The sequence below is a fragment of the Streptomyces tsukubensis genome (assembly GCF_003932715.1).
Lineage (GTDB): Bacteria > Actinomycetota > Actinomycetes > Streptomycetales > Streptomycetaceae > Streptomyces > Streptomyces tsukubensis.
In genome coordinates this window covers 5,189,135-5,207,978 of the sequence record NZ_CP020700.1, presented here as the reverse complement: position 1 = coordinate 5,207,978, position 18,844 = coordinate 5,189,135, and the positions used below count along the sequence as shown (strand labels likewise).

Genomic DNA, 18,844 nt, shown 5'->3' with positions numbered 1-18,844 from the left:
CGCGCCGCCCGGTGATTCCCCCGCAAGGGCGCGCGGCAGCGGACGTCCCACGCCCTCGTACGCCGCCGGACGCCCGCGCACGCCCGCACCCGTCTGCGTAACACCCCTCCCGCGTGCCCCCTTTTCACCACCGGTCGCCCGCCGCACGGCGGTATCGCGCCGACCCAGGGTCCGCGGCACCCCGCAGCCCCCGGGAAACCCCGCCCCGCACCCCACTCGCCTTGCCAAAAACTGGCCGGAAATTTATGCAGTGCGCCCGCGTGTCGCCTTTTACCGAACGTCCATGAAGGAGATTGGCGACCGTTGCCGGTGGTGAACCCGCCAACTGTTCTATAAGGTCCCCGGAGTTGACCACTTCGCACAGGTCTGCTGTGCACGAGGAGCAGTTGATGGCCTTGTCCGGCGCAGGCGGCGTCATCGTCGTTGCCGCCCTTTTACTGTCCACCGCAGTCGCGGTGGCACTCGTGTACCGGAACCGGGCCCGTCGCGCCGGCGCCCGTGCCACCGATCTCGCAGCAGCAGCCGACCGGTTCGCCGACCAGACGGTGCCCGCACTGATGACCGCCATCCGCCAGGGTGCCCGGGCGGGCTCGGCGCTCGCCGCCGTACCCGCCCCGGACAGCCCCGCCTACCAGCGGGTGCTGCGCCAGATCGCCGACGAGGCCGACCGCAGCGAGCGGCGCCGGATCGCCGCCGTCGGGGAGGCCGGACTCGGTGAGAAGCGGCGCGCGGCGGCCATGGCGGCCTGTGCCAACGCGGCGGGCCGGATGCAGGCCATGACCACCGGCATGCTCGCGGACCTCCGCGAGATGGAGCACCGCCACGACGACGAGGACGTCCTCGCGGACCTCCTCCACCTCGACCACCGCACCGCCCAGGCGGGCCGGCTCGCGGACAGCATCGCCGTCCTCTCCGGCGCCCGCTCCGGGCGGCGCTGGGCCAAGCCCATCCCCATGGAGTCGATCCTGCGGGGCGCCATGGGCCGGGTCGCCGGCTATCAGCGGGTCCGGATCCGCTCGGTCGCTGACATCGCTGTCGCGGGCCACGCGGCCGAGGGCGTCATGCACGTCCTGGCCGAACTTCTCGACAACGCCTGCAACTTCTCCCCGCCCACCACCGATGTCCACGGCTATGTCGCGGAGGTCCCGGCCGGAGCCGTGATCACCGTCGAGGACAGCGGTCTGGTGATGGGCGAGACGGCCCTGCGCCGCGCCGAGCGCGCGGTCTCCGGCGAGTCCGGCGACCTGTCCACGCTCACCGGCACCCGCCTCGGCCTCGCCGTCGTGGGCCGGCTGGCCCGCAAGCACGGGCTCACGGTCTCGTTCCGGCCGTCGGCCATCGGCGGCACCGGGGTGGTCGTGATGATCCCCCAGGAGCTGATCACCCGCAGCCGCCCGGACGAACCGCAGATCCCGGCAGGGCTGCGGCGCACCCCGGCGGCGACCCGCACCACCACCCCCGCGCGCGGCGGCTCCGCCCGCTCCGCGGACTTCGGCGCGCTCCCGGGCGGGCGGACCCGGGAGGAGCACGACTTCGCCCCGGCCACCGACCCCGGCGCCGTCACGGCGCCCGTGGCCGAGCTGCCCAAGCGGCGGCGCGGACGCACCCTGGCCGCCACCCACCCCGACGGGCTGCCCAGCTCCGCGGCACCGCGCGACGGCGGCGGCACGAACCGCCCGCAGTCCGCGGGCGCCGGAGCCCGGTTCGGCGCCTTCCGGCGTGCGGTGACCGGCCAGGAACAGCACACCGGCCCCGGCGCCGGTGCGACCACACCCCCCTCGACCCCCCTTTCGGAGGACGACCGATGACCGCATCAGCCACCGGCGCGGCTGGCCTCGGCTGGCTGCTGGAAGGACTGCTGGAACGCACGCCCGGCGCACGGCACGCGCTCGTGCTCTCCCGGGACGGCCTGAAGCTCTGCCACACCGCCGATCTCTCGGCGGACCGCGCCGACCAGCTGTCGGCGATCTCCGCCGGCATCCAGAGCCTCTCCCACGGCGCGTCCGTGGAGTTCGGCGACGGTTCCGGCGGCGTCCGCCAGTCCATGACCGAGTTCTACGGCGGCATCCTCTTCATCGCCGAGGCGGGCGAAGGCAGCCATGTGGCGGTGATCGCCGCCGAGGACGCGGACGCCGGGCTGGTCGGCCACAACATGCTCGAACTGGTCGAGCAGCTCGGCGAGCACCTCAGCGCCCCGCCCCGGTCCGCCGAACACGTCCCGGCGCAGTGATCCGCTCCGCCCGGGACGAGAACCCGGACCGTCTGTACACCCTGACCGGCGGCCGCAGCCGCCCCAGCCGGAACGATTTCGACCTGGTGACGCTGATCGTCGCCGAATGCGAACCGGCCCGGGGCATGCAGTCGGAGCACTCCGCGATCCTGCGGCTCTGCCCGCTGCCGGTCGCGGTCGTGGAGATCGCGGCCGAGCTGCGCTTACCGGTCAGCATCACCAAGATCCTGCTCTCCGATCTGCTGGACGCGGGCCGGATCACCGTCCGCCATCCGCGCACCCTGGCGGGCCCGGCGCGGCTTCCCGATCACGCCACCCTGGAGAAGGTGCTCGTTGGACTCCGCGAACTCTGACCTCGCCGAAGCGCGACCGGCCTCGTCCCGTACCCCGCTGAGCAGTACGGCCGACAACGGACTGAAGATCGTCATCGTCGGCGGCTTCGGCGTGGGCAAGACCACCATGGTCCGCTCGGTCAGCGATATCCGTCCGCTGAACACCGAGGAGACGATGACCCTGGCGAGCCGGGACGTCGACGATCTGCGGGCCGTACCGCAGAAGTCGGCCACCACCGTCGCCTTCGACTTCGGCCGGATCAGCCTCGACGAGCGCACCGTGCTCTATCTGTTCGGCGCCCCCGGGCAGGAGCGGTTCTGGTTCCTGTGGGACCGGCTGTTCAGCGGCACCCTCGGCGCGGTCGTCCTGGTCGACACCCGGCGGCTGGCCGATTCCTGGTACGCGATCGACCGGCTGGAGCACCACGGGACCCCGTTCATCGTGGCCCGTAACGACTTCGGCGGTCCGCCGCACTCGGCGGAGCAGCTCCGGGAGGCGCTCGACCTCGATCCGCACATACCGCTGATCGACTGCGACGCCCGCTCCCGCTCTTCCAGCAAGAAGGTGCTGATCGCCCTGGTCGAGCATCTGCAAGCACTCGTCGGCACTCCGGAGACGGCCTGATGACCACCCCCGAACCCGCCCGGGAGAGCCGTTGCCCCGCGCATCCGGCCGGCACTGCCCCGGTCTCGCTGAGCGGCCCCCGCTTCCACACCGAACCGCACCAGCTCTACCGCGAGATGCGGCGCGAGCACGGGCCGGTCGTCCCGGTCGAGCTGCCGGGCGGGATCCCGGCGTGGCTGATCGTGAACTACCACGAGATGCACCAGGTCACCAGTGACCCGGAGCTGTTCCCGCGCGATGTGAGCCTGTGGAACCAGTGGCCGAACATCCCGGACGACTGGCCGCTGCTGCCGATGATCCAGAAGCCCCAGCCGTCGATCTACTTCACGGCGGGCGAGGCCCACCGGCGGCATGCCTCGCTGGTGGTGCCGGCGCTGGAGAGCGTGGACCCGTTCGAGCTGCGGTACACCTGCGAGCAGCTGTCGGACCGGCTGATCGACGCGTTCTGCTCGCGCGGCGAGGCGGATCTGGTGTCGGAGTTCGCCAAACCGCTGCCGGTCCTCGCGCTGGCCCGGCTCCTCGGCTACACGGACCCCGAGGGGACCGCGGTGGCCCGGGCGCTGGGCGAGCTGGTGGACGGCGGCGAGGGCGCCATGCGCGCCCACCAGGACTATCTGGCGCTCAACCACCAGCTCATCAAGAACAAGCGGGTGGAGCCGGGCGACGACATCACCTCGTGGATGCTGGCGCAGGACGGTTTCACCGAGGAGGAGGTGGCGCTCAACGTCAAGGACGTCATGGGCGCCGCGTTCGTCACCACCGCCGACTGGATCGGGAACTCCATCCGGCTGATGCTCACCGACGACCGGTTCGCCGCGGCGCTCGGCGGCGGGCGGCACAGCGTCGGCCAGGCGATGAACGAGGTGCTGTGGGAGGACACCCCCACCCAGATCCTCGCGGGCCGCTGGGCGGCCCGGGACACCCTGCTCGCCGGACAGCAGATCCGCGCGGGCGACCTGGTGATGCTCGGACTGGCCGCGGCCAACGCGGACCCGCTGATCCAGCAGCAGTTCGCGCCCTCGCAGGGCGGCAACAGCGCGCACTTCTCCTTCAGCCACGGCGAGTACCGCTGCCCCTTGCCCGCCCAGGAGATCGCGGAGATCATCGCCCGTACCGCCATCGAGGTGCTGCTGGACCGGCTGCCCGACGTCGATCTCGCCGTACCCGCGCAGACCCTGGTCCGCCGCCCCTCCACGTTCCTCCGCGGAATGACGGCGATCCCCGTCCGGTTCACGCCCATCCGTCCCACTGGAGACCAGCTATGAGCGTTACGGCCGCCCCCTCCCCGTCCCTGGTGATCGACCCCTTCGTCCGCGACCTGAACGGCGAGACCGCCTATCTCCGCGAGTCGGGCCCCTTCGTCCGGATCGACCTGCTGGGCGCGCCCGCCTGGACCGTCACCGAGCACAGCGTGGCCCGCGGGCTGCTCACGGACGCCCGGCTGGTCAAGGACATCAACCGCTGGAAGCTCTGGCAGTCCGGGGAGATCGACCGGCAGTGGCCGCTGGTCGGCATGATCGACACCGGGCGTTCGATGTTCTCGGTGGACGGCGCCGAGCACCGGCGGCTGCGGGCGAAGACGGCCCAGGCGATCACCGCGCGCCGGGTGGAGTCGCTGCGTCCCGTGGTGGAGTCCATCACCGCGGAACTCCTCGACGCCCTCCCCGGCCATGCGGACGCCGACGGCCGCGTCGACCTCAAACCGCATTTCGCCCAGCCGCTGCCGATGAGCGTCGTCTGCAATCTGATGGGCGTCCCGGACGAGTCGATCCCGCGCCAGATGCGGCTCTGGAAGGCCTTCTTCTCCCTCCTCACCCCGCAGGACGAGCGGCTGGCCGCCGTCGACGAGCTGACGGAGATCTTCACGGAGCTGGTACGGGAGAAGAGCGCGGCCCCCGGCGACGATCTCACCAGTGCCCTGATCCTGGCCGACGAGGGCGGCGAGCCGCTCACCCAGCTGGAGGTGATGGGCAACCTCAAGGACATGATCGGCGCGGGCCACGAGACGACGGTCGGCCTGGTCCTCAATGCGGTACGGGCCCTGCTGACCCACCCCGACCAGCTCGAACTGGTCCGCTCGGGGCAGATCCCGTGGGAGACGGTGGTCGAGGAGGTCCTGCGCTGGGACCCGCCGACCACCCACCTCCTGATGCGCTTCGCCACCGAGGACATCGACGTCGACGGCTTCGTCATCGGGCAGGGCGAGGGCGTGGTGATCTCGTACCGGGCGATCGGCCGCGACCGGGACCGCCACGGCGCGGAGGCGGACGCGTTCGACATCACCCGCGCCACGCCCATCCGCCATATGACCTTCGGCCACGGCCCCCATATGTGCCCGGGCGCGGCCCTCTCCCGGCTGGAGGCCCATATCGCCCTCCCGGCGCTCTTCGCCCGCTTCCCGGATCTGCGGCTGGCGGTCCCGGCGGACGAGCTGCGCAATATGCCGGTGATGACCCAGAACGACCTGGAGTCGTTCCCGATCCTGCTGAACGGCTGATACGGCCGCTCCGAGTCAGGTGACACGTCTCAAGGGCCGTACGGGAACTTCCCCGTACGGCCCTGTTCGTTCCGCAGGTGGCAGGGCCCCTCAGCCCCGGAGGCCGTTCCGCGCGGCCTCGGCCTCCAGCGCCGCGACCAGCGGGGGCTGCGCGCCCAGCGCGACCAGGACCAGGGGTGAGGTGCCGCGCCGCCCGATCTCGAACCGGTGGAAGCACATCAGCAGGTCCACGCTGCTCATCCGCTTGATGCCGGTGACGTTCGCCCAGGACACCCCGTCCCGTATCCGGCCGGACGGGCCGGTCACGACCAGGCCGTCCGGGCGGAAATGACACCGGCCGCCGCCGCGCCGGGTGAGGAACGCGCGCCAGACCAGGCGCAGCCCGTACAGGCCGAGCAGTACGGCGACCGGGACCGCGCCCTTGATCACGGAGTTCTGCGGCCGGATCCAGATCAGCGCGCCCACGAAGACGGCGATCAGCAGGACGAGCATGCGCAGACCGGCCTGTACGAGGGCGCCGGTGGTCCCCGCGACGGGGTATCCGCCGGACCGTCCGGCGGCGGTCATGACGCCGCCCCGGCGCGGGATGCGAGCCGGACCGGTTCCGTCCGTGTCCGTGGTGGGTCCTCTTGCAGCGCCATATGTCCCCCCTGGGATCGCGGCGTCGGTGCGGGGATTCGACGGTAGGGCCGGACCGATCCATGCCACCAGCGACGAGTTTGCATGCGACCCATGCACGGGTGGAATGGGTTGTGCCACGATGCCCGTCGGGAGGCGCGGATGGAGACCGAAGCGCTACGACTGCTGGCGGCCGTGGCCGACACCGGGTCGTTCACCCGGGCGGCGGCCCGGCTCAACTACACCCAGTCCGCGGTGTCACGGCGGATCGCGGCGCTGGAACAGCGCGCGGGCGGGGCCCTGTTCGAGCGGCTGCCGCGGGGGGTACGGCTCACTCCGGCCGGGCGGCTGCTGCATCAGCACGCCCTCGACGTGCTCGGCAGGCTGGCCCGGGTCGAACGGGAACTCGCCGCACTCCACAGCGGGCAGGGCGGGGTGCTGCACGTGGGGGCGTTCGCCACGGCCAATATCTCCCTGCTGCCGGCCGCGTTACGGGCGCTGGGCGCGGCGCGGCCCGAGGTCGAGCCGGTCGTGGTGGAGGTGCCGAGCGCGGGGCTGATGGAGCGCCTCGCGGACGGGGCGCTGGACCTGGCCGTGGTCAGTGACTACCCGTACGGACTGCCCTCTGCCGAGGGGGTCGTGACCTCCGTGCTCTGCGAGGACGAACTCCTCGTCGCCCTGCCGCGCGGACACCGGCTGGCCGGGTCCGGGCCGGTGGACCTCCGCGCCCTGGGCGACGAGGCCTGGGTGCAGCACGCGTACGGGGACCGCCCCACCCCGCTGGCCGACGCCTGGGCCCGGGTGGGCGGCGCCCCCCGCAAGATCATCCGCATTGCGGAGTGGAGCGGGAAGTTCGGCTATGTGGCGGCGGGTCTGGGGGTGGCCCTGGTCCCGTCCCTGGCGGCCCGGGCCGTCCCCACGGACATCGTGCTCCGCCCCCTGACGGACCCGGCGCTGCGCCGCACCATCCACACGGCCCGCCCGGCGGTTCCACTGCTGTCGGCGCGGGAGCTGGAGGAGCTGCTGCGGTCGGTGTCGCCGGGGCGGGTCGGCTGATCCGGGACGGCGGCCTCAGCCGAGTCCCCCGACGACCGCCCGGCCCTCTCCGGCGGCATCGGTGAAGAATTCCTTCACGGGGCTGTCGCCCGGCAGCGTACCGGCGATGTTCGCGACCTGGTCGGGGCCGACCGCGAAGAGATCGCCGTGGTCGAAATCCTCACCGAGGGCCTCACCGACGCGGTGGACGGTGGTCAGCCAGTGGTGGTGGTCGAGGTTCTCCTCCTCGGGGCGGAACTGGAACTCCAGGAGGTCCGTGGCCCGGTCGAAGCCCGCGGGCGGTTCGGCGTCCCCGTCGTCGGAGAACAGGTCCAGCAGCACACCGGGCTGCTCGCGTATCGCGGGCAGATGGGCGGGGCTGATCTTCACGAGGTGCATCCAGAACGACATGCGCGGGAGTGTAGGCGGGCCCTCCGACAGCCCGCCGAACCAGGCGCCCTAGATGCGCGAGTTGCGCAGGGACTGCCAGACGGCGCCGGCCAGCGCCCGCGTCGCCCGCGGGACGGACAGATGCTCGTGCTCGCGGTACAGGGCCCAGTTGTACTGCACGAGGGAGAGCTTGTTGGAGGACAGGGAGCCCGCCTGCTGGGCCCGGTACACCGCGAGCGGCTCGGCCAGACCCCGGGCGTCGGCGCCGTCCCGCATGATCGACAGCCAGAGGGCGTAGTCCTGGCGCTTGCGCATCTCCGGCATCAGCCGGGTGCCCAGGGCGTTGCGGTCGTACATGGCGGTGAGGGCGCCGATGTAGTCGCGGACCAGCATGGCGCGGTAGTCCACGTGGTGCCGCGCACGGACCACCCGCCCGTTCGGGACCCAGTCGGTGCTCTCGCCGTCGTAGTCGGCGGCCATCTTGTAGTACGAGGTGAAGGTCAGGGGCGCATCGCCTTCCGCGGCGAAGGCGAGCTGCTTCTCGGTCTTCTCGGGAAGCCACATGTCGTCGCTGTCGAGAAAGGCGATGTAGTCCCCACGGGCCCGCCCGATCGCCAGGTTCCGGGCCCGTCCCGCACCGCCCTGCTCCGGGGCCGTCTCCGGCAGCACCCGCTCGTCCTGCTCTGCGAACTCGCGGAGCAGGTCCATGGAGCCGTCGGTGGACTGGTCGTCGGTGATCAGCAGCTCCAGGTCGGTGTGCGTCTGGGTGAGCACCGATCGGACGGCTGCGCCGAGGGTGGCTGCCGAGTTGTAGACGGGCATCACGACAGACACCAGGGGCACAGCGCTTCTCCTTGCCGGACAGGGAACGACGGGTCCATTCAAGCACCGCGATGGGGCAAGATCTGCCATGGAGATGTTTGCGCTGGTCAGGGCTGCGTACGGCATCCGGCCGGGCGCTCAGCGGCGCTGAGGACGCCCGCGGTCGCCGGTCAGCCGGTGAGAAGGGGCCGGATCATGGCGGCGAAGCGCGGCGAGTCGGGGAACGGCTGCTGCTCGCCCAGCTTCTCGTACCCCCAGCTCTCGTAGACGGCCTGCACCTTGCCGCCTCCGGCCGCGGGATCCACCAACAGGGTCACCCGCTCCTCGGTCCGCCCGGCCAGCCAGGTGTCATGCAGACGGCGAGCGGTTCCGGTGCCGCGCCAGCGCTTGCGGACCACAATCTCGTTGAGTGCGGCGGTGCGGCGGCCGTCTTCCCAGATGACCTCCTCGGGAACGGGCTCGGTCATGCTCCGCCACCAGCGGGTGTCGGCGGCGAGCGCCATGCCGAAGCAGAAGCCGACGGGCTCACCCGCGTCGTAACCGAGGACGGCGGCCCACCCGGGCCGGGAGGCATAGGCGCTCAGACGCTCGTCGAAGCGGGCGACGGTGTGGAAGTCGCCGGTGAGGCCGAAGTCCTGGTGGCGTACCTCGGCGTGGATGTCCAGGACGGTCTGCCGCACGGTCGGCAGCCCTTCGGCGTCGATACGGCGGATTTCGATGGTCACACTCGTCCCTTCCAGTCGTGGAAACGGTCGGTCCAGTCGGTGGCGAACCGGGCTCCGGGGGCGACCCGGGCCAGCCCGTGGTCGAACTTCCGGAGAGCCTGGTGGGTCCTGCCGGTGACGGCGGTCCGGTCCGGCAGGACTCTCAGGGCCGTGCCGCACGCGGTCTCCGCGTCACCTTGGCGAAGCTGGGTGAGGGCGAGGTGGGCAGTGTAGTAGGACCGGTTGCGGCGGTACTCGGGGCGGAGCAGGCCGAGGGTCTGGTGCAGATGAGCCTCCGCTTCCTCGTGCTCACCGAGCTTGGTCAGGGTCAGGGCGGACAGGCCGTGGAGTTCGGCCGCATCGTAGAACGCCATCCAGCTTTCGCGGTGCGCGGCGCGGTCGGCACGGTGGAACGCGGCATGGGCGCCGTCGAGGGCGCGCCGTCCGGCCCGGCCGTTCCCCGCACCCGCGTGAACGGAGGCGAGGCGGGCGGAGGTGAGGGAGGCCAGCAGAGGATCCCGGCGGCAGGCCGGGGAGGACCGAGCCATCTGGGCCGCGGCCATCGCCTCGTTGTCGTTGCCCCCCTGACCCGCGAGGATCGAAAGGTGGCTCCAGATACGCAGTTCGACCTCCGCGCTGCCGGAGAGCCTGGCGAAGGTGAGGGCGCGTTCGACATGACGCCGGGCGGGTTCGGGGCGGCAGCGGTCGACGGCGGCCCATACCGCGAATCCGGTGAAGGCGGCCGCAAGGTAGTAGAGCCGTGAGCGGACCCGCTCCGGCAGCATGCCGCCGCTGTGCTGGAGCGCCAGCGCCTGCTTGCTGAAGGCCAGTGCCTCGGCCTCCAGCCGGGCTGTCGAACCCGAGGTGTCGTCATCGGTGATGAGCCGGTCGAATGCCTTTTCGAGATCGTCGACCTGATCCATACCGATACGGGGCAGGGGAGCTGCGGTGGCGACGTTCGGCAGCGCCGTCGCGCCAAGAACGGCGGCGCCTGCAACAGTGAAGTGGCGACGTTTCACGATGTCCTCCGGATCTGCATCTGCCAGGGCTACGGCCGATAAAACGTTGCTCGCTACACTGTTTCTCGGCATGAATCCCAGCTCATATGCATCAACGCCGAACTCGGCTTGCAGCGCAAGCCGCTGGCGCTCCTGAGGCCACCTCGTCTTTCCCGTCAGCCAGTTACGGATGTGGCGGTCGGTGATACTGCCGGACCGGCCGGTTAAGTCCTGAATATGCTCGTTGAGCCGATCGGCCAGCTCCTCCTGCGACAGCCCGGCAGCCCGCAGATAGGCGGCGAATCGGATGTTCTCCGGCTGCACCATCAGCCCACGGTAGCCCCGCGCGCACCGAGCGTGCTGGCGCGAGTGTAAAAATTTCCGGTCCCTGGATCCAACAGCAGGGACCGAATTACCTGGCCCACTGCCGCGACAACCCGCTTTCCTCGGAGCCGGACCATTCACCGGCCCCCATTTCCGTTCGCCAGCGGGAGCGGGCCGAAGTACGCACCCCGGCGGGCCGTCGCCACGGCCCACCGGGGCTGTGACCAACCAGCTTGCTAAGGAGCTGATCAGCCGTATGCGTGATGTTATCGCCTGCCTGTTGACCCGTATCGCTGACCGCATCGCGGGGATACGGCGTCCCGTACCGCCCGCCCCCCTCCCGACACCCCGCGTCGACCCGTGGACCCGCCCCTGGACCACCCCTGGCCAGGAGGAAGCCCAAGCCCTCCTCCTGGCCAGGGAAGAGGCACTCCGGGCCCGTACCGTCCCGGACGGTCCGCCGCCCCCGCGGCGGCTGTACGTCGCTCCGCAGGGCATCGTTCTCGTCCGGCCCGTCGCCGTGCGGACCGCGCGGCCCGGGCCCGGGTGGGGGTGGCTGCGGTGAGGACGGAGAGCCTGCTCGCCCCGCCACCGGCGCCGCGCTCCGCCGTGTGCTGCGTCTGCGGGCGTACCACCACCGCCCCGGTCGAGGCCGGATACGTCGAGCGGGCCAGCGGGCCCGGCTACGTGCGGTACGTCTGCCCGCAGGACACCACGGGCTGCTCCCCCGGACCCGTACCCGGCGAACTGAACCGTTCCGGAGGTTGCCGTGCCTGATCCGGACGGCCTCCCCCGCTTCCACGGCCGGATCGTCCCCTGGGTGACGCCCTGGTCCGCCGCGCCCGTCCTGCCCGAGCCACTCGTCCTGGGCCTGCGGGGGCGCGGGATCGCGTACCGCGACGAATCCGTCCACGACCGCACTGACGACGGGGTCCTGCTGGCGCGTGGCCGGGGGCGGCGTGCCACCGAGGCAGCCGGCCGGCCCCTGTACGAGCAGCTCGACCCCCGCCGCCAGCGCCGCGCCCTCGCCCGGCTGCTCTGCCAGGTCTGCGGGGAACCGCCCCCGCGGTCCCCGAACGGAATGCTCTGGCTGCTGGCCGGTCCCCCGGACGGCGACCCGGAGGACGTACTGACGATCACCCCGCCCGTCTGCCCGGAGCCGTGCGCGGTGCTGGCCCTGGAGCAGTGCCCGGCCCTCGCCGGTGGCCATACGGCACTCCGGGTGCGCCGCCCCCGGGCCTGGGGCTACCGAGGCGCCCTCCACACACCCGCCCTGCTCAGCGGCGAGGACCCGGTCCAACTGCCGTACGGAGACCCCCGCCTGCCCTGGCTGCTCGCGGATCTCGCCGTCATCCGGCTCATGGGCTGCACGCCCATTGACCTGCTCCGCTTCACCCCGGCTTCCGGCGACATCGCATGAACGACAGCAGCACCATTCCCGTACGCCACACATCACTTGTCGCACGCTGAACTCCCAGGGACGAGCAGCGATTCTGTCTGCTCACTTCCCCGGCCACGGGGGGCCGCGCAGCGAGACCGGCCGACAAGCACCGAGCCTCATTCCGCTCGGCCGGTCAGCGGGGAAGCATGCCCAGCGAACCGAAGCCGGAGCAGCCGCGGCCCCACCCGCGCACCACCCACTCGTCGGCTTTCACGCGGAGGCGTTCCCGCCCGGCTGCCCGAAGCAGCCCCGCCTCACGAACCTGACGGCACTCACCACCCGCCCGCCCCCGGACCCATCGCCGGAATCGGACCCAGCATGAGACAAGTCTTCCCTATAGGTAGAAGCGAACAAACTACTCCCAGGTTGCACAGAACCGGGCGGATCAAGCTCTCCCGGACCGCACCGGAGGCAGGACCGATGCCCGACTCCGCACGACCGCACAACCGCCCGAGCCCTGCACGGCGCAGTACCTGCGCCGCCCGCCAGGCGATAATGAGGGCATGACCGTGCAGCCCCTCTCGTTTCCCCTACCGGACGCGTTCGACCTGTTGTGTGCGCAGTACGCACAGCGACTGCCGGAACGACTCGACGACCTGACCGGTCCCACCCACGGAACGGTGGACCTGCCACTGCACGTCGTCTGGTCGGGCCGCCGCTCCTACGGGCTGGAGCAGCCGCGCTCCCGGATGGGCCTGTACCGCACCGTCCTGGCCGAAGGACAGCGCCAGGACCTGATCGACTTCCTCAACCGGGACCTGCTCGTCCAGCAGTGGCCCGTGCTGCGCACGCTGATCAGCCGCCCGATCAGGGACGTCTGGGAGAACGCTTTCCCCGAACTCATCACCGCAACCGCCGCGACCGCCGCGTGAACCTCACTGACCTGCACCGTCGACTCCTGGCCGACGTCCTCGCCATCGGTGCGCCCTACCCGCTCGTGATCACCGGCGGGTACGCCGTGCAGGCCCACGGGCTGGTCGACCGGCTCTCGCAGGACCTGGACGTGGCCACCGAGAACCCGGCCCCCATCGACGAGATCATCCGCACGGTCGGCGACGGCCTGGCCTCGCGCGGCTGGGGCGTCCGCCATATCGAGTCCAGCCCCCTGTCGGGTCGGCTCATTGCCACTGACCCCGCCACGGGTGAGGAGTGCGAGGTCGACATCCTCAAGGAAGCATTCTGGGCGCCGCCGGCCCTCACCGAGTACGGTCCCGTTCTCTCGCTGGACGACGTCATCGGCACCAAGGTCCGCGCGCTCGCGGACCGCGGCGCGGTCCGCGACCTCATCGACGTCCACGCCGCGACGCTGCACCGCTCCACTGCGGACCTGGAAAACCTCGGCCGCCGCCACGCCCGCTTCGCATTCAGCCTCCACGACCTGCGCGACCGTCTCACGGGAGCCGAGTGGTGGGACGACCAGGACTTCGCCGCATACGGCCTCGACCCCGAACAGACAGCAGACCTGCGCGTGTGGGCCCTCGCATGGGCCGACGACCTCGCCACCCGGCTCCAGGCCGAGGATGTCCCGGACGACGACTGACCTTCCCTCGGCCGGACGGCGCCGATCCCGTCATGGCACGGGGCCGAGCCCCGGGCGGACGGCCGGCGACGCCGGGAATAGTTGGCGCCCGCAGGCAAGTTGTCGTGAGGCACAAGATCCGTACGGCAGTTCGGGAGGGTTCATGGCAGTCCATGGCACGGTAGCCGCCGGTTTCGAAGGGGTGCGGGACGAGTTCGCCGCCTTCCTCGCGGGCGAGGAGCACGAGCCCGGGGCCCAGTTGGTGGTGCACCGGGGCAGTGAGCGGGTGGTGGATCTCTGGTCGGACGGGGTGACCGGGGAGTCCCTGCTCGGCGTCTTCTCGTCCACCAAGGGCGCGGCCTATCTGGTGACCGCGCTCCTGGTCCAGGACGGTCTGCTGGACCTGGACCGTACCGTCGCCTCGTACTGGCCGGACTTCGCCGCCGAAGGGAAGGGCGAGGTCACCCTGCGCGAACTGCTCGCGCACCGGGCCGGGGTGGTCGGCCTGGACGCGGGCTTCACCCTGGAGGAGCTGGCCGACGACCGGGCGATCGCGGCCCGGCTGGCGGGGCAGCGCCCGTTCTGGCAGCCGGGGCGGTTCTTCGGCTACCACGGCTTCGTGATCGGCGGGCTGGTCGGAGAGGTCGTGTTCCGGGCCACCGGGCGCACTCTGCAGGAGTGGTACGAGGAGCGGATACGCGCCCCGTACGGCCTGGACATGTGGCTGGGCCTCCCGGAGTCCGAGGAGCCGCGCTTTCTCACCGTCCTCCCGATGCTGCCGACACCGGAGCAGCAGGCCGAACTGGAGGCTACCGCCCACGGCCCGTACAGCCTGGCCGGTATCGCCTTCAACCAGCATGTGCCGGACCCGGTCGAGCTGTACGACTTCCCGAACTCCCGCACGGTACGGGCCAAGGGCCAGACGTCGGCGGCCGGTATCGGCTCCGCGCGCGGCCTCGCCGGGATGTACGCGGCGGCCGCGTTCGGACTGGACGGCCGGAGTCCGCTGCTGAAGCCTGACACGGCCGCCGAGTTCGCCCGGATCCACTCCGAGGGAACGGACCTGGTGGCCGGCGAGCCGGACGCGTTCGGTCTGGGCTTCCTCGCCATGGGCCTGCGCTTCTCCTTCCTCGGCGCCGACTCCTACGGCCACAGCGGCGCCGCGGGCTCCCTCGCGCTCGCGGACCTGCGGCAGGGCTTCGCCTACGCCTACACCCGCCGCCGGTATGCCTTCCCGGGCGGTACGGCCCCGGAGAACGAGGGCCTGCTGAAGTCGGTGGTCCGGGCACTGGGTCGCTGAGGGGCCGCTTCTCTTCCGATGTTGCGGGTGACCGGGCCGGGTCGGAGAGGGCTTCCACTCGACTCCTCCCGGTCAGCGGGAGCAATCTCGCACCGGTGACGTCCACGTCCTGAGCCGGCCCGGCGTACAGGCACTCACCCGAATGGGCTAGTTGTCGCGCAGGCCGGCCGGGGCGTGGAGAAGAATGGGTGGATATATCAGCACCGAGGACAGCGGCCCCGCGCAAGGCGAGTGGGCCCTGGAGCCGGTGATGCCTCGTCGGCGGGATCCGCCTGTCGGTTCCGGTGATCCGGCGACGCGGGGGCCGGGCTTCCCGCCATTCCGTCCATGGAATCGAGGATCCGTTGTGGACGACAGTCGGCACCCCACGGTGACCGACCCGGAGTTCTACCGGGTCATTTTCGAGAACGACAAGATCCGGGTCGTGGAGTATCGCGATACGCCGGGCACACGCACCCAGCGGCATCACCACCCCGACAGTGTGCTGATCACGCTGAGCGCCTTCCGCCGACGCATGGAGCTCGACGACCGGATCGTCGAAGTGGACCGCGCCCCGTTCGAGGCGGGGTGGATGGCCGCGCACACCCACATCGGAGAGAACGTGGGCGACACCCCGACGCACGTGTTGTTCGTCGAGATCAAGTAGAGGGCAGCCGAGATACGGCCGAAAAGGCCCGGCACCTTCGGAAGATGCCCCCGTAGCCCACCGGATCCAGCCGGTCAATCGGCTGCTGCCCCCGACTGCTGCCGCCGTCGGACGACCCCGGCCCGACGACCTGCTACTGAGGCCGCCGCTGCGCGAGCACGCAGAACTCGTTGCCCTCGGGATCCGCCAGGACGACCCACGACTGCTCCCCCTGGCCGATGTCCACCCGCCGTGCGCCGTGTGCCAGCAGACGGGCCACCTCCGCATCCTGGTCGTCGGGCCTGAAGTCGAGGTGCAGCCTGCTCTTCGCCGTCCTGGCCTCGTCGACCCGGACGAAGTCCAGACCCGGCAGGCGGTCCGGGGCCGGGCGGATCTCGAACTCGTCGTCGGAGGTGTGGACCACCACCCAGCCGAGCGCGTCGGCCCACCACTGCCCCAGCGCCGCCGGGTCCACCGCGTGGACGATTACCTGCTCCCATTCCAAGGTCATCCGCAGAGCTTAGACCTGTGGCCGCGCAGGAAGACCGGAGCGCATCCGCAGCTCAGCTCCGGGGTGCGATCTTCTCCAGGTCGTCGATGGTGCCGGACATGACGGCCCGGAGGTGTTCGGTGAGGTGTTCCGCGGGCCAGTCCCACCAGGCGAGGGCGAGCAGGCGGGCGATGTCGTCGTCGTTGTAGCGGGTACGGATGAGTCGGGCCGGGTTGCCGCCGACGATGCCGTAGTCGGGGACGTCGTCGACGACGACGGCTCCGGAGGCGATGATCGCGCCGTGCCCGATGCGTACTCCGGGCATGACCATGGCGTTGTAGCCGAACCAGACGTCGTTCCCGACGGTGGTGTCGCCCTTGCCGGGCAGGCCGGTGATCAGGTCGAAGTGTTCGGCCCAGGAGCCGCCCATGATGGGGAAGGGGAAGGTGGAGGGGCCGTCCATACGGTGGTTGGCGCCGTTCATGATGAACCGCACCCCGGTTCCCAGCGCGCAGTACTTCCCGATGACGAGTTTCTCGGGCCCGTAGTGGTAGAGGACGTTGCGGGTCTCGAACGCGGTCGCGTCGTCGGGGTCGTCGTAGTAGGAGTACTCTCCGATGTCGATCAGCGGCGAGGTCACCAACGGCTTGAGCAGGACGACCCGCGGCTGGTCGGGAAACGGGTGGAGCACCGTCGGGTCCGCGGGAACGCGGTTCATGGGTATCGCTTTCGGTCGGCGGCGGTGGACGATCACATCCATTCTGCGCACCACCGCAAGCACGTTTCAGGGAGCCGGAGTTGGCCGGACGGCCACGGCCACGGCCCCGGGATCCGCGCGCCCCGCCCCCCGGACGGACGGACCGCCGCCCCGGACCCCGCCGACCGGGGTCCGGGGCGGCGGGGCTCTAGACGAACAGGCTCAGCAGCGCGGCGACCGCGAAGCCGACGACCGACAGGACACACTCCAGCACGGTCCACGACTTGAGGGTGTCGCGCTCCGAGATGCCGAAGTACTTCGCGACGATCCAGAAGCCGCCGTCGTTGACATGCGAAGCGAAGATCGAACCCGCCGAGATCGCCATGATGACCAGCGCCAGGAACGCCTGCGAGTGGTCGGCGTTCTCGACCAGCGGGAGCACGATGCCCGCGGTGGTCACGATGGCGACCGTCGCCGAACCCTGCGCGACCCGCAGCACCAGCGAGATCAGATACGCCAGCACGATGATCGGCAGGCCGACGTCCTCGAAGGTGTCGGAGAGGGCCTGCGCGACCCCGCTCGCCTTGAGGACGGCGCCGAAGACACCGCCCGCACCGACGACGAGCAGGATGTTGCCGACCGGCTTCAGGGACGAGGTCGACACCTGCTCCAGCGATTTGCGGGACCAGCCGCGCCGGATGCCCAGCAGGTAGTACGCCATCACCAGGGCGATGGTCAGCGCCACGAACGGGTTGCCGAAGAACTCGATGACCGAGCGGAGCGTGGACTCGTCCAGCGCGATGGAGGAGAACGTCGCGGCCAGGATCAGCACCAGCGGCGTACCGATGATCAGCAGCACGGTCGCGAGGGAGACCTCGGACTCGGGCGCGCTCCGGCCCTCCGCGGCGCGTTCGGCGGCGACCGTCGCCTTGGCCTCCTCGGCGGCCTCCAGCATGTCCTGCGGAACGTCGACGTGGATGCGCCGGCCGATCCAGTCCGAGAAGACCCAGGCGGCGACGACGGCCGGGAGGCCGACCACGACGCCCATGAGGATGACCCAGCCCAGCGAGACGTCGAACAGTCCGGCCGCGGCGACCGGGCCCGGGTGCGGCGGCAGGAAGGCGTGGGTCATCGAGAGACCGGCCAGCAGCGGCATCGCGTACAGCAGGATCGACTTGCCGGAGCGCTTGGCGGCGGCGTACACGATCGGCGCCAGCACGAAGATGCCGACGTCGAAGAAGACCGGGATACCGAAGATCACACCGGTCACACCCATGGCGAGCGGGGCGCGCTTCTCGCCGAAGAGGTTCAGCAGCCGCTTGCTGAGGACTTCGGCGCCGCCGGAGACCTCCAGGATGGCGCCGAGCATCGTGCCGAGGCCGATGATGATCGCGACATGGCCGAGAATGCCGCCCATTCCGGTCTCGATGACCGAGGTGGCGGCGGAACGCTGGATGGTGCCGAAGAGTTCGGTGACGGAGAGACCGGCGGCGAGGCCGACGGCTATGGAGACGGCGAGCAGCGCGACGAACGGCTGGAGCCGCACCTTGATGATCAGCACCAGCAGCAGCACGATGCCGAGCGCGGCGACGGTCAGCAGACCGGCGGTGCCGTCGATGAGGAGGAGGAGTCCTCCGGTGTGGGGCGGTGCCTCGGCGGCGGGCGCCGAGGCGGCTATGGCGGTGGTTGGCAACACGACAAACCCTTACGTCGGTGGAGGGGTTCTCGGGTACGGCGGACCGCGGTACGGCACTCCGCGGGCAGAGGTGGCGGAGGCCGGACCGTGGCCGGTGGTGCGGTGGTACGTCAGGGGTTCCAGCCGGGGGTGCTGAGGGGCTTCCGGAAGGGTGACTACCGAGAGCCGAGAGCTACTGGTGTTGCTGATGTTGCTGGTGTGATCAGTGCGAGCGACGTGATCCCGTAGCGCCGGATAGGGCGGGTGGTGCCGTTCGCTGAACCTCGGAAGCGTCGGCTGCCGGGTCGGGGTGCGGTCCACGGGGGTCTCCCGGGACCCGCGGAGGGGGCAGGGGTACGGCGCCGTGCGCAGGGGTGCACGGGCCGAACGGGGCGCCACCGGCGGACCGTTCAGGGGGCGGCCCGCCGGTGGCGGGTACGGGCACGGGCGGGGCGGTTTCTCCCCGGCCGGCCCTGGCCGGGTCCGCAAGGTCCCGCCCGGCCCGCGCTACGGGCGGACGGC

22 protein-coding genes are annotated in these 18,844 nt (G+C 71.1%); 14 read left to right on the top strand and 8 right to left on the bottom strand.

Annotated features, from left to right (window positions below):
• Window positions 1-389 precede the first annotated feature (389 nt).
• From B7R87_RS21580 to B7R87_RS21555, 6 genes are read left to right on the top strand one after another with little or no spacing between them, the layout of a single operon-like run.
• On the top strand, window positions 390-1,808 hold the full coding sequence (locus B7R87_RS21580; protein WP_130584929.1) for a sensor histidine kinase: 1,419 nt from the start codon (window positions 390-392) through the stop codon (window positions 1,806-1,808).
• Window positions 1,805-2,230 carry a roadblock/LC7 domain-containing protein gene (locus tag B7R87_RS21575; RefSeq protein ID WP_006346945.1) on the top strand — a complete coding sequence of 142 codons (426 nt, stop codon included), beginning with the start codon at window positions 1,805-1,807 and terminating at the stop codon, window positions 2,228-2,230. Before B7R87_RS21580 ends, B7R87_RS21575 begins: the two co-directional genes overlap by 4 nt.
• Window positions 2,227-2,583, top strand: a complete 357-nt coding sequence (locus B7R87_RS21570; RefSeq protein WP_006346946.1) for a DUF742 domain-containing protein — start codon at window positions 2,227-2,229, stop codon at window positions 2,581-2,583. Before B7R87_RS21575 ends, B7R87_RS21570 begins: the two co-directional genes overlap by 4 nt.
• Window positions 2,564-3,187, top strand: coding sequence for a GTP-binding protein (locus B7R87_RS21565; protein WP_006346947.1), 624 nt, complete (start codon window positions 2,564-2,566; stop codon window positions 3,185-3,187). Before B7R87_RS21570 ends, B7R87_RS21565 begins: the two co-directional genes overlap by 20 nt.
• The gene (locus tag B7R87_RS21560; protein ID WP_006346948.1) at window positions 3,187-4,452 is read left to right on the top strand and encodes a cytochrome P450; all 1,266 of its coding nucleotides are present in this window, start codon (window positions 3,187-3,189) and stop codon (window positions 4,450-4,452) included. The genes B7R87_RS21565 and B7R87_RS21560 overlap by 1 nt, the downstream gene beginning before the upstream one ends.
• Window positions 4,449-5,684: a cytochrome P450 family protein gene (locus B7R87_RS21555; protein ID WP_040914568.1), complete on the top strand. Its 1,236-nt coding sequence runs from the start codon at window positions 4,449-4,451 to the stop codon at window positions 5,682-5,684. Before B7R87_RS21560 ends, B7R87_RS21555 begins: the two co-directional genes overlap by 4 nt.
• Window positions 5,685-5,774: 90 nt before the next feature.
• On the opposite strand, the gene B7R87_RS21550 is transcribed toward B7R87_RS21555, so the two are convergent.
• Window positions 5,775-6,251, bottom strand: coding sequence for a hypothetical protein (locus tag B7R87_RS21550; protein WP_006346950.1), 477 nt, complete (start codon window positions 6,249-6,251; stop codon window positions 5,775-5,777).
• 213 nt (window positions 6,252-6,464) lie between these two features.
• Here B7R87_RS21550 and B7R87_RS21545 point away from each other — a divergent pair, with 213 nt between their 5' ends.
• On the top strand, window positions 6,465-7,358 hold the full coding sequence (locus B7R87_RS21545) for a LysR family transcriptional regulator (RefSeq protein ID WP_006346951.1): 894 nt from the start codon (window positions 6,465-6,467) through the stop codon (window positions 7,356-7,358).
• A 15-nt stretch (window positions 7,359-7,373) separates the two neighbouring features.
• Here B7R87_RS21545 and B7R87_RS21540 read toward each other — a convergent pair whose 3' ends face one another.
• The 4 genes from B7R87_RS21540 to B7R87_RS21525 form a co-directional block, all read right to left on the bottom strand.
• Window positions 7,374-7,748 (bottom strand): hypothetical protein, encoded by a 375-nt coding sequence (locus B7R87_RS21540; RefSeq protein WP_006346952.1) that lies wholly within the window; start codon window positions 7,746-7,748, stop codon window positions 7,374-7,376.
• 48 nt (window positions 7,749-7,796) lie between these two features.
• Window positions 7,797-8,570, bottom strand: coding sequence for a glycosyltransferase family 2 protein (locus B7R87_RS21535; protein ID WP_006346953.1), 774 nt, complete (start codon window positions 8,568-8,570; stop codon window positions 7,797-7,799).
• Between the two features lie 149 nt (window positions 8,571-8,719).
• On the bottom strand, window positions 8,720-9,274 hold the full coding sequence (locus tag B7R87_RS21530; protein ID WP_006346954.1) for a GNAT family N-acetyltransferase: 555 nt from the start codon (window positions 9,272-9,274) through the stop codon (window positions 8,720-8,722).
• The gene (locus B7R87_RS21525; RefSeq protein WP_130584867.1) at window positions 9,271-10,272 is read right to left on the bottom strand and encodes a hypothetical protein; all 1,002 of its coding nucleotides are present in this window, start codon (window positions 10,270-10,272) and stop codon (window positions 9,271-9,273) included. Before B7R87_RS21525 ends, B7R87_RS21530 begins: the two co-directional genes overlap by 4 nt.
• 559 nt (window positions 10,273-10,831) lie before the next feature.
• On the opposite strand from B7R87_RS21525, the gene B7R87_RS21520 reads away from it, so the two are divergent.
• From B7R87_RS21520 to B7R87_RS21490, 7 genes are all read left to right on the top strand, one after another.
• The gene (locus tag B7R87_RS21520) at window positions 10,832-11,140 is read left to right on the top strand and encodes a hypothetical protein (protein ID WP_040914569.1); all 309 of its coding nucleotides are present in this window, start codon (window positions 10,832-10,834) and stop codon (window positions 11,138-11,140) included.
• The gene (locus tag B7R87_RS21515; protein ID WP_040914572.1) at window positions 11,137-11,352 is read left to right on the top strand and encodes a hypothetical protein; all 216 of its coding nucleotides are present in this window, start codon (window positions 11,137-11,139) and stop codon (window positions 11,350-11,352) included. The genes B7R87_RS21520 and B7R87_RS21515 overlap by 4 nt, the downstream gene beginning before the upstream one ends.
• Entirely contained in the window at window positions 11,345-11,995 is a 651-nt protein-coding gene (locus B7R87_RS21510) for a hypothetical protein (protein ID WP_006346956.1), read from the top strand. Before B7R87_RS21515 ends, B7R87_RS21510 begins: the two co-directional genes overlap by 8 nt.
• 524 nt (window positions 11,996-12,519) lie before the next feature.
• Complete coding sequence (locus B7R87_RS21505; RefSeq protein WP_006346957.1) at window positions 12,520-12,888, top strand: hypothetical protein; 369 nt, start codon at window positions 12,520-12,522, stop codon at window positions 12,886-12,888.
• Window positions 12,885-13,556: a nucleotidyl transferase AbiEii/AbiGii toxin family protein gene (locus B7R87_RS21500; RefSeq protein ID WP_006346958.1), complete on the top strand. Its 672-nt coding sequence runs from the start codon at window positions 12,885-12,887 to the stop codon at window positions 13,554-13,556. Before B7R87_RS21505 ends, B7R87_RS21500 begins: the two co-directional genes overlap by 4 nt.
• Window positions 13,557-13,698: 142 nt before the next feature.
• Entirely contained in the window at window positions 13,699-14,835 is a 1,137-nt protein-coding gene (locus B7R87_RS21495) for an EstA family serine hydrolase (RefSeq protein ID WP_006346959.1), read from the top strand.
• 346 nt (window positions 14,836-15,181) lie between these two features.
• Window positions 15,182-15,481 carry a hypothetical protein gene (locus tag B7R87_RS21490; protein ID WP_006346960.1) on the top strand — a complete coding sequence of 100 codons (300 nt, stop codon included), beginning with the start codon at window positions 15,182-15,184 and terminating at the stop codon, window positions 15,479-15,481.
• 133 nt (window positions 15,482-15,614) lie between these two features.
• Here B7R87_RS21490 and B7R87_RS21485 read toward each other — a convergent pair whose 3' ends face one another.
• The 3 genes from B7R87_RS21485 to B7R87_RS21475 all read right to left on the bottom strand — a co-directional run bounded on the left by B7R87_RS21485 (window position 15,615) and on the right by B7R87_RS21475 (window position 18,340).
• On the bottom strand, window positions 15,615-15,971 hold the full coding sequence (locus B7R87_RS21485) for a VOC family protein (RefSeq protein WP_006346961.1): 357 nt from the start codon (window positions 15,969-15,971) through the stop codon (window positions 15,615-15,617).
• Between the two features lie 52 nt (window positions 15,972-16,023).
• Window positions 16,024-16,668 carry a CatB-related O-acetyltransferase gene (locus B7R87_RS21480; RefSeq protein ID WP_006346962.1) on the bottom strand — a complete coding sequence of 215 codons (645 nt, stop codon included), beginning with the start codon at window positions 16,666-16,668 and terminating at the stop codon, window positions 16,024-16,026.
• Window positions 16,669-16,855: 187 nt separating this feature from the next.
• A complete protein-coding gene (locus B7R87_RS21475) occupies window positions 16,856-18,340 on the bottom strand; it encodes a GntP family permease (RefSeq protein ID WP_006346963.1) in 1,485 nt (494 codons plus the stop codon).
• Window positions 18,341-18,844 lie beyond the last annotated feature (504 nt).

Excerpts from the sequence above, each read along its gene's own strand:
- B7R87_RS21580 (WP_130584929.1), top strand. The coding sequence starts at position 390 with ATGGCCTTGTCCGGCGCAGGCGGCGTCATCGTCGTTGCCGCCCTTTTA.
- B7R87_RS21575 (WP_006346945.1), top strand. The coding sequence starts at position 1,805 with ATGACCGCATCAGCCACCGGCGCGGCTGGCCTCGGCTGGCTGCTGGAA.
- B7R87_RS21560 (WP_006346948.1), top strand. The coding sequence starts at position 3,187 with ATGACCACCCCCGAACCCGCCCGGGAGAGCCGTTGCCCCGCGCATCCG.
- B7R87_RS21555 (WP_040914568.1), top strand. The coding sequence starts at position 4,449 with ATGAGCGTTACGGCCGCCCCCTCCCCGTCCCTGGTGATCGACCCCTTC.
- B7R87_RS21550 (WP_006346950.1), bottom strand. The coding sequence starts at position 6,251 with ATGACCGCCGCCGGACGGTCCGGCGGATACCCCGTCGCGGGGACCACC.
- B7R87_RS21545 (WP_006346951.1), top strand. The coding sequence starts at position 6,465 with ATGGAGACCGAAGCGCTACGACTGCTGGCGGCCGTGGCCGACACCGGG.
- B7R87_RS21540 (WP_006346952.1), bottom strand. The coding sequence starts at position 7,748 with ATGTCGTTCTGGATGCACCTCGTGAAGATCAGCCCCGCCCATCTGCCC.
- B7R87_RS21520 (WP_040914569.1), top strand. The coding sequence starts at position 10,832 with ATGCGTGATGTTATCGCCTGCCTGTTGACCCGTATCGCTGACCGCATC.
- B7R87_RS21505 (WP_006346957.1), top strand. The coding sequence starts at position 12,520 with ATGACCGTGCAGCCCCTCTCGTTTCCCCTACCGGACGCGTTCGACCTG.
- B7R87_RS21495 (WP_006346959.1), top strand. The coding sequence starts at position 13,699 with ATGGCAGTCCATGGCACGGTAGCCGCCGGTTTCGAAGGGGTGCGGGAC.
- B7R87_RS21485 (WP_006346961.1), bottom strand. The coding sequence starts at position 15,971 with ATGACCTTGGAATGGGAGCAGGTAATCGTCCACGCGGTGGACCCGGCG.
- B7R87_RS21480 (WP_006346962.1), bottom strand. The coding sequence starts at position 16,668 with ATGAACCGCGTTCCCGCGGACCCGACGGTGCTCCACCCGTTTCCCGAC.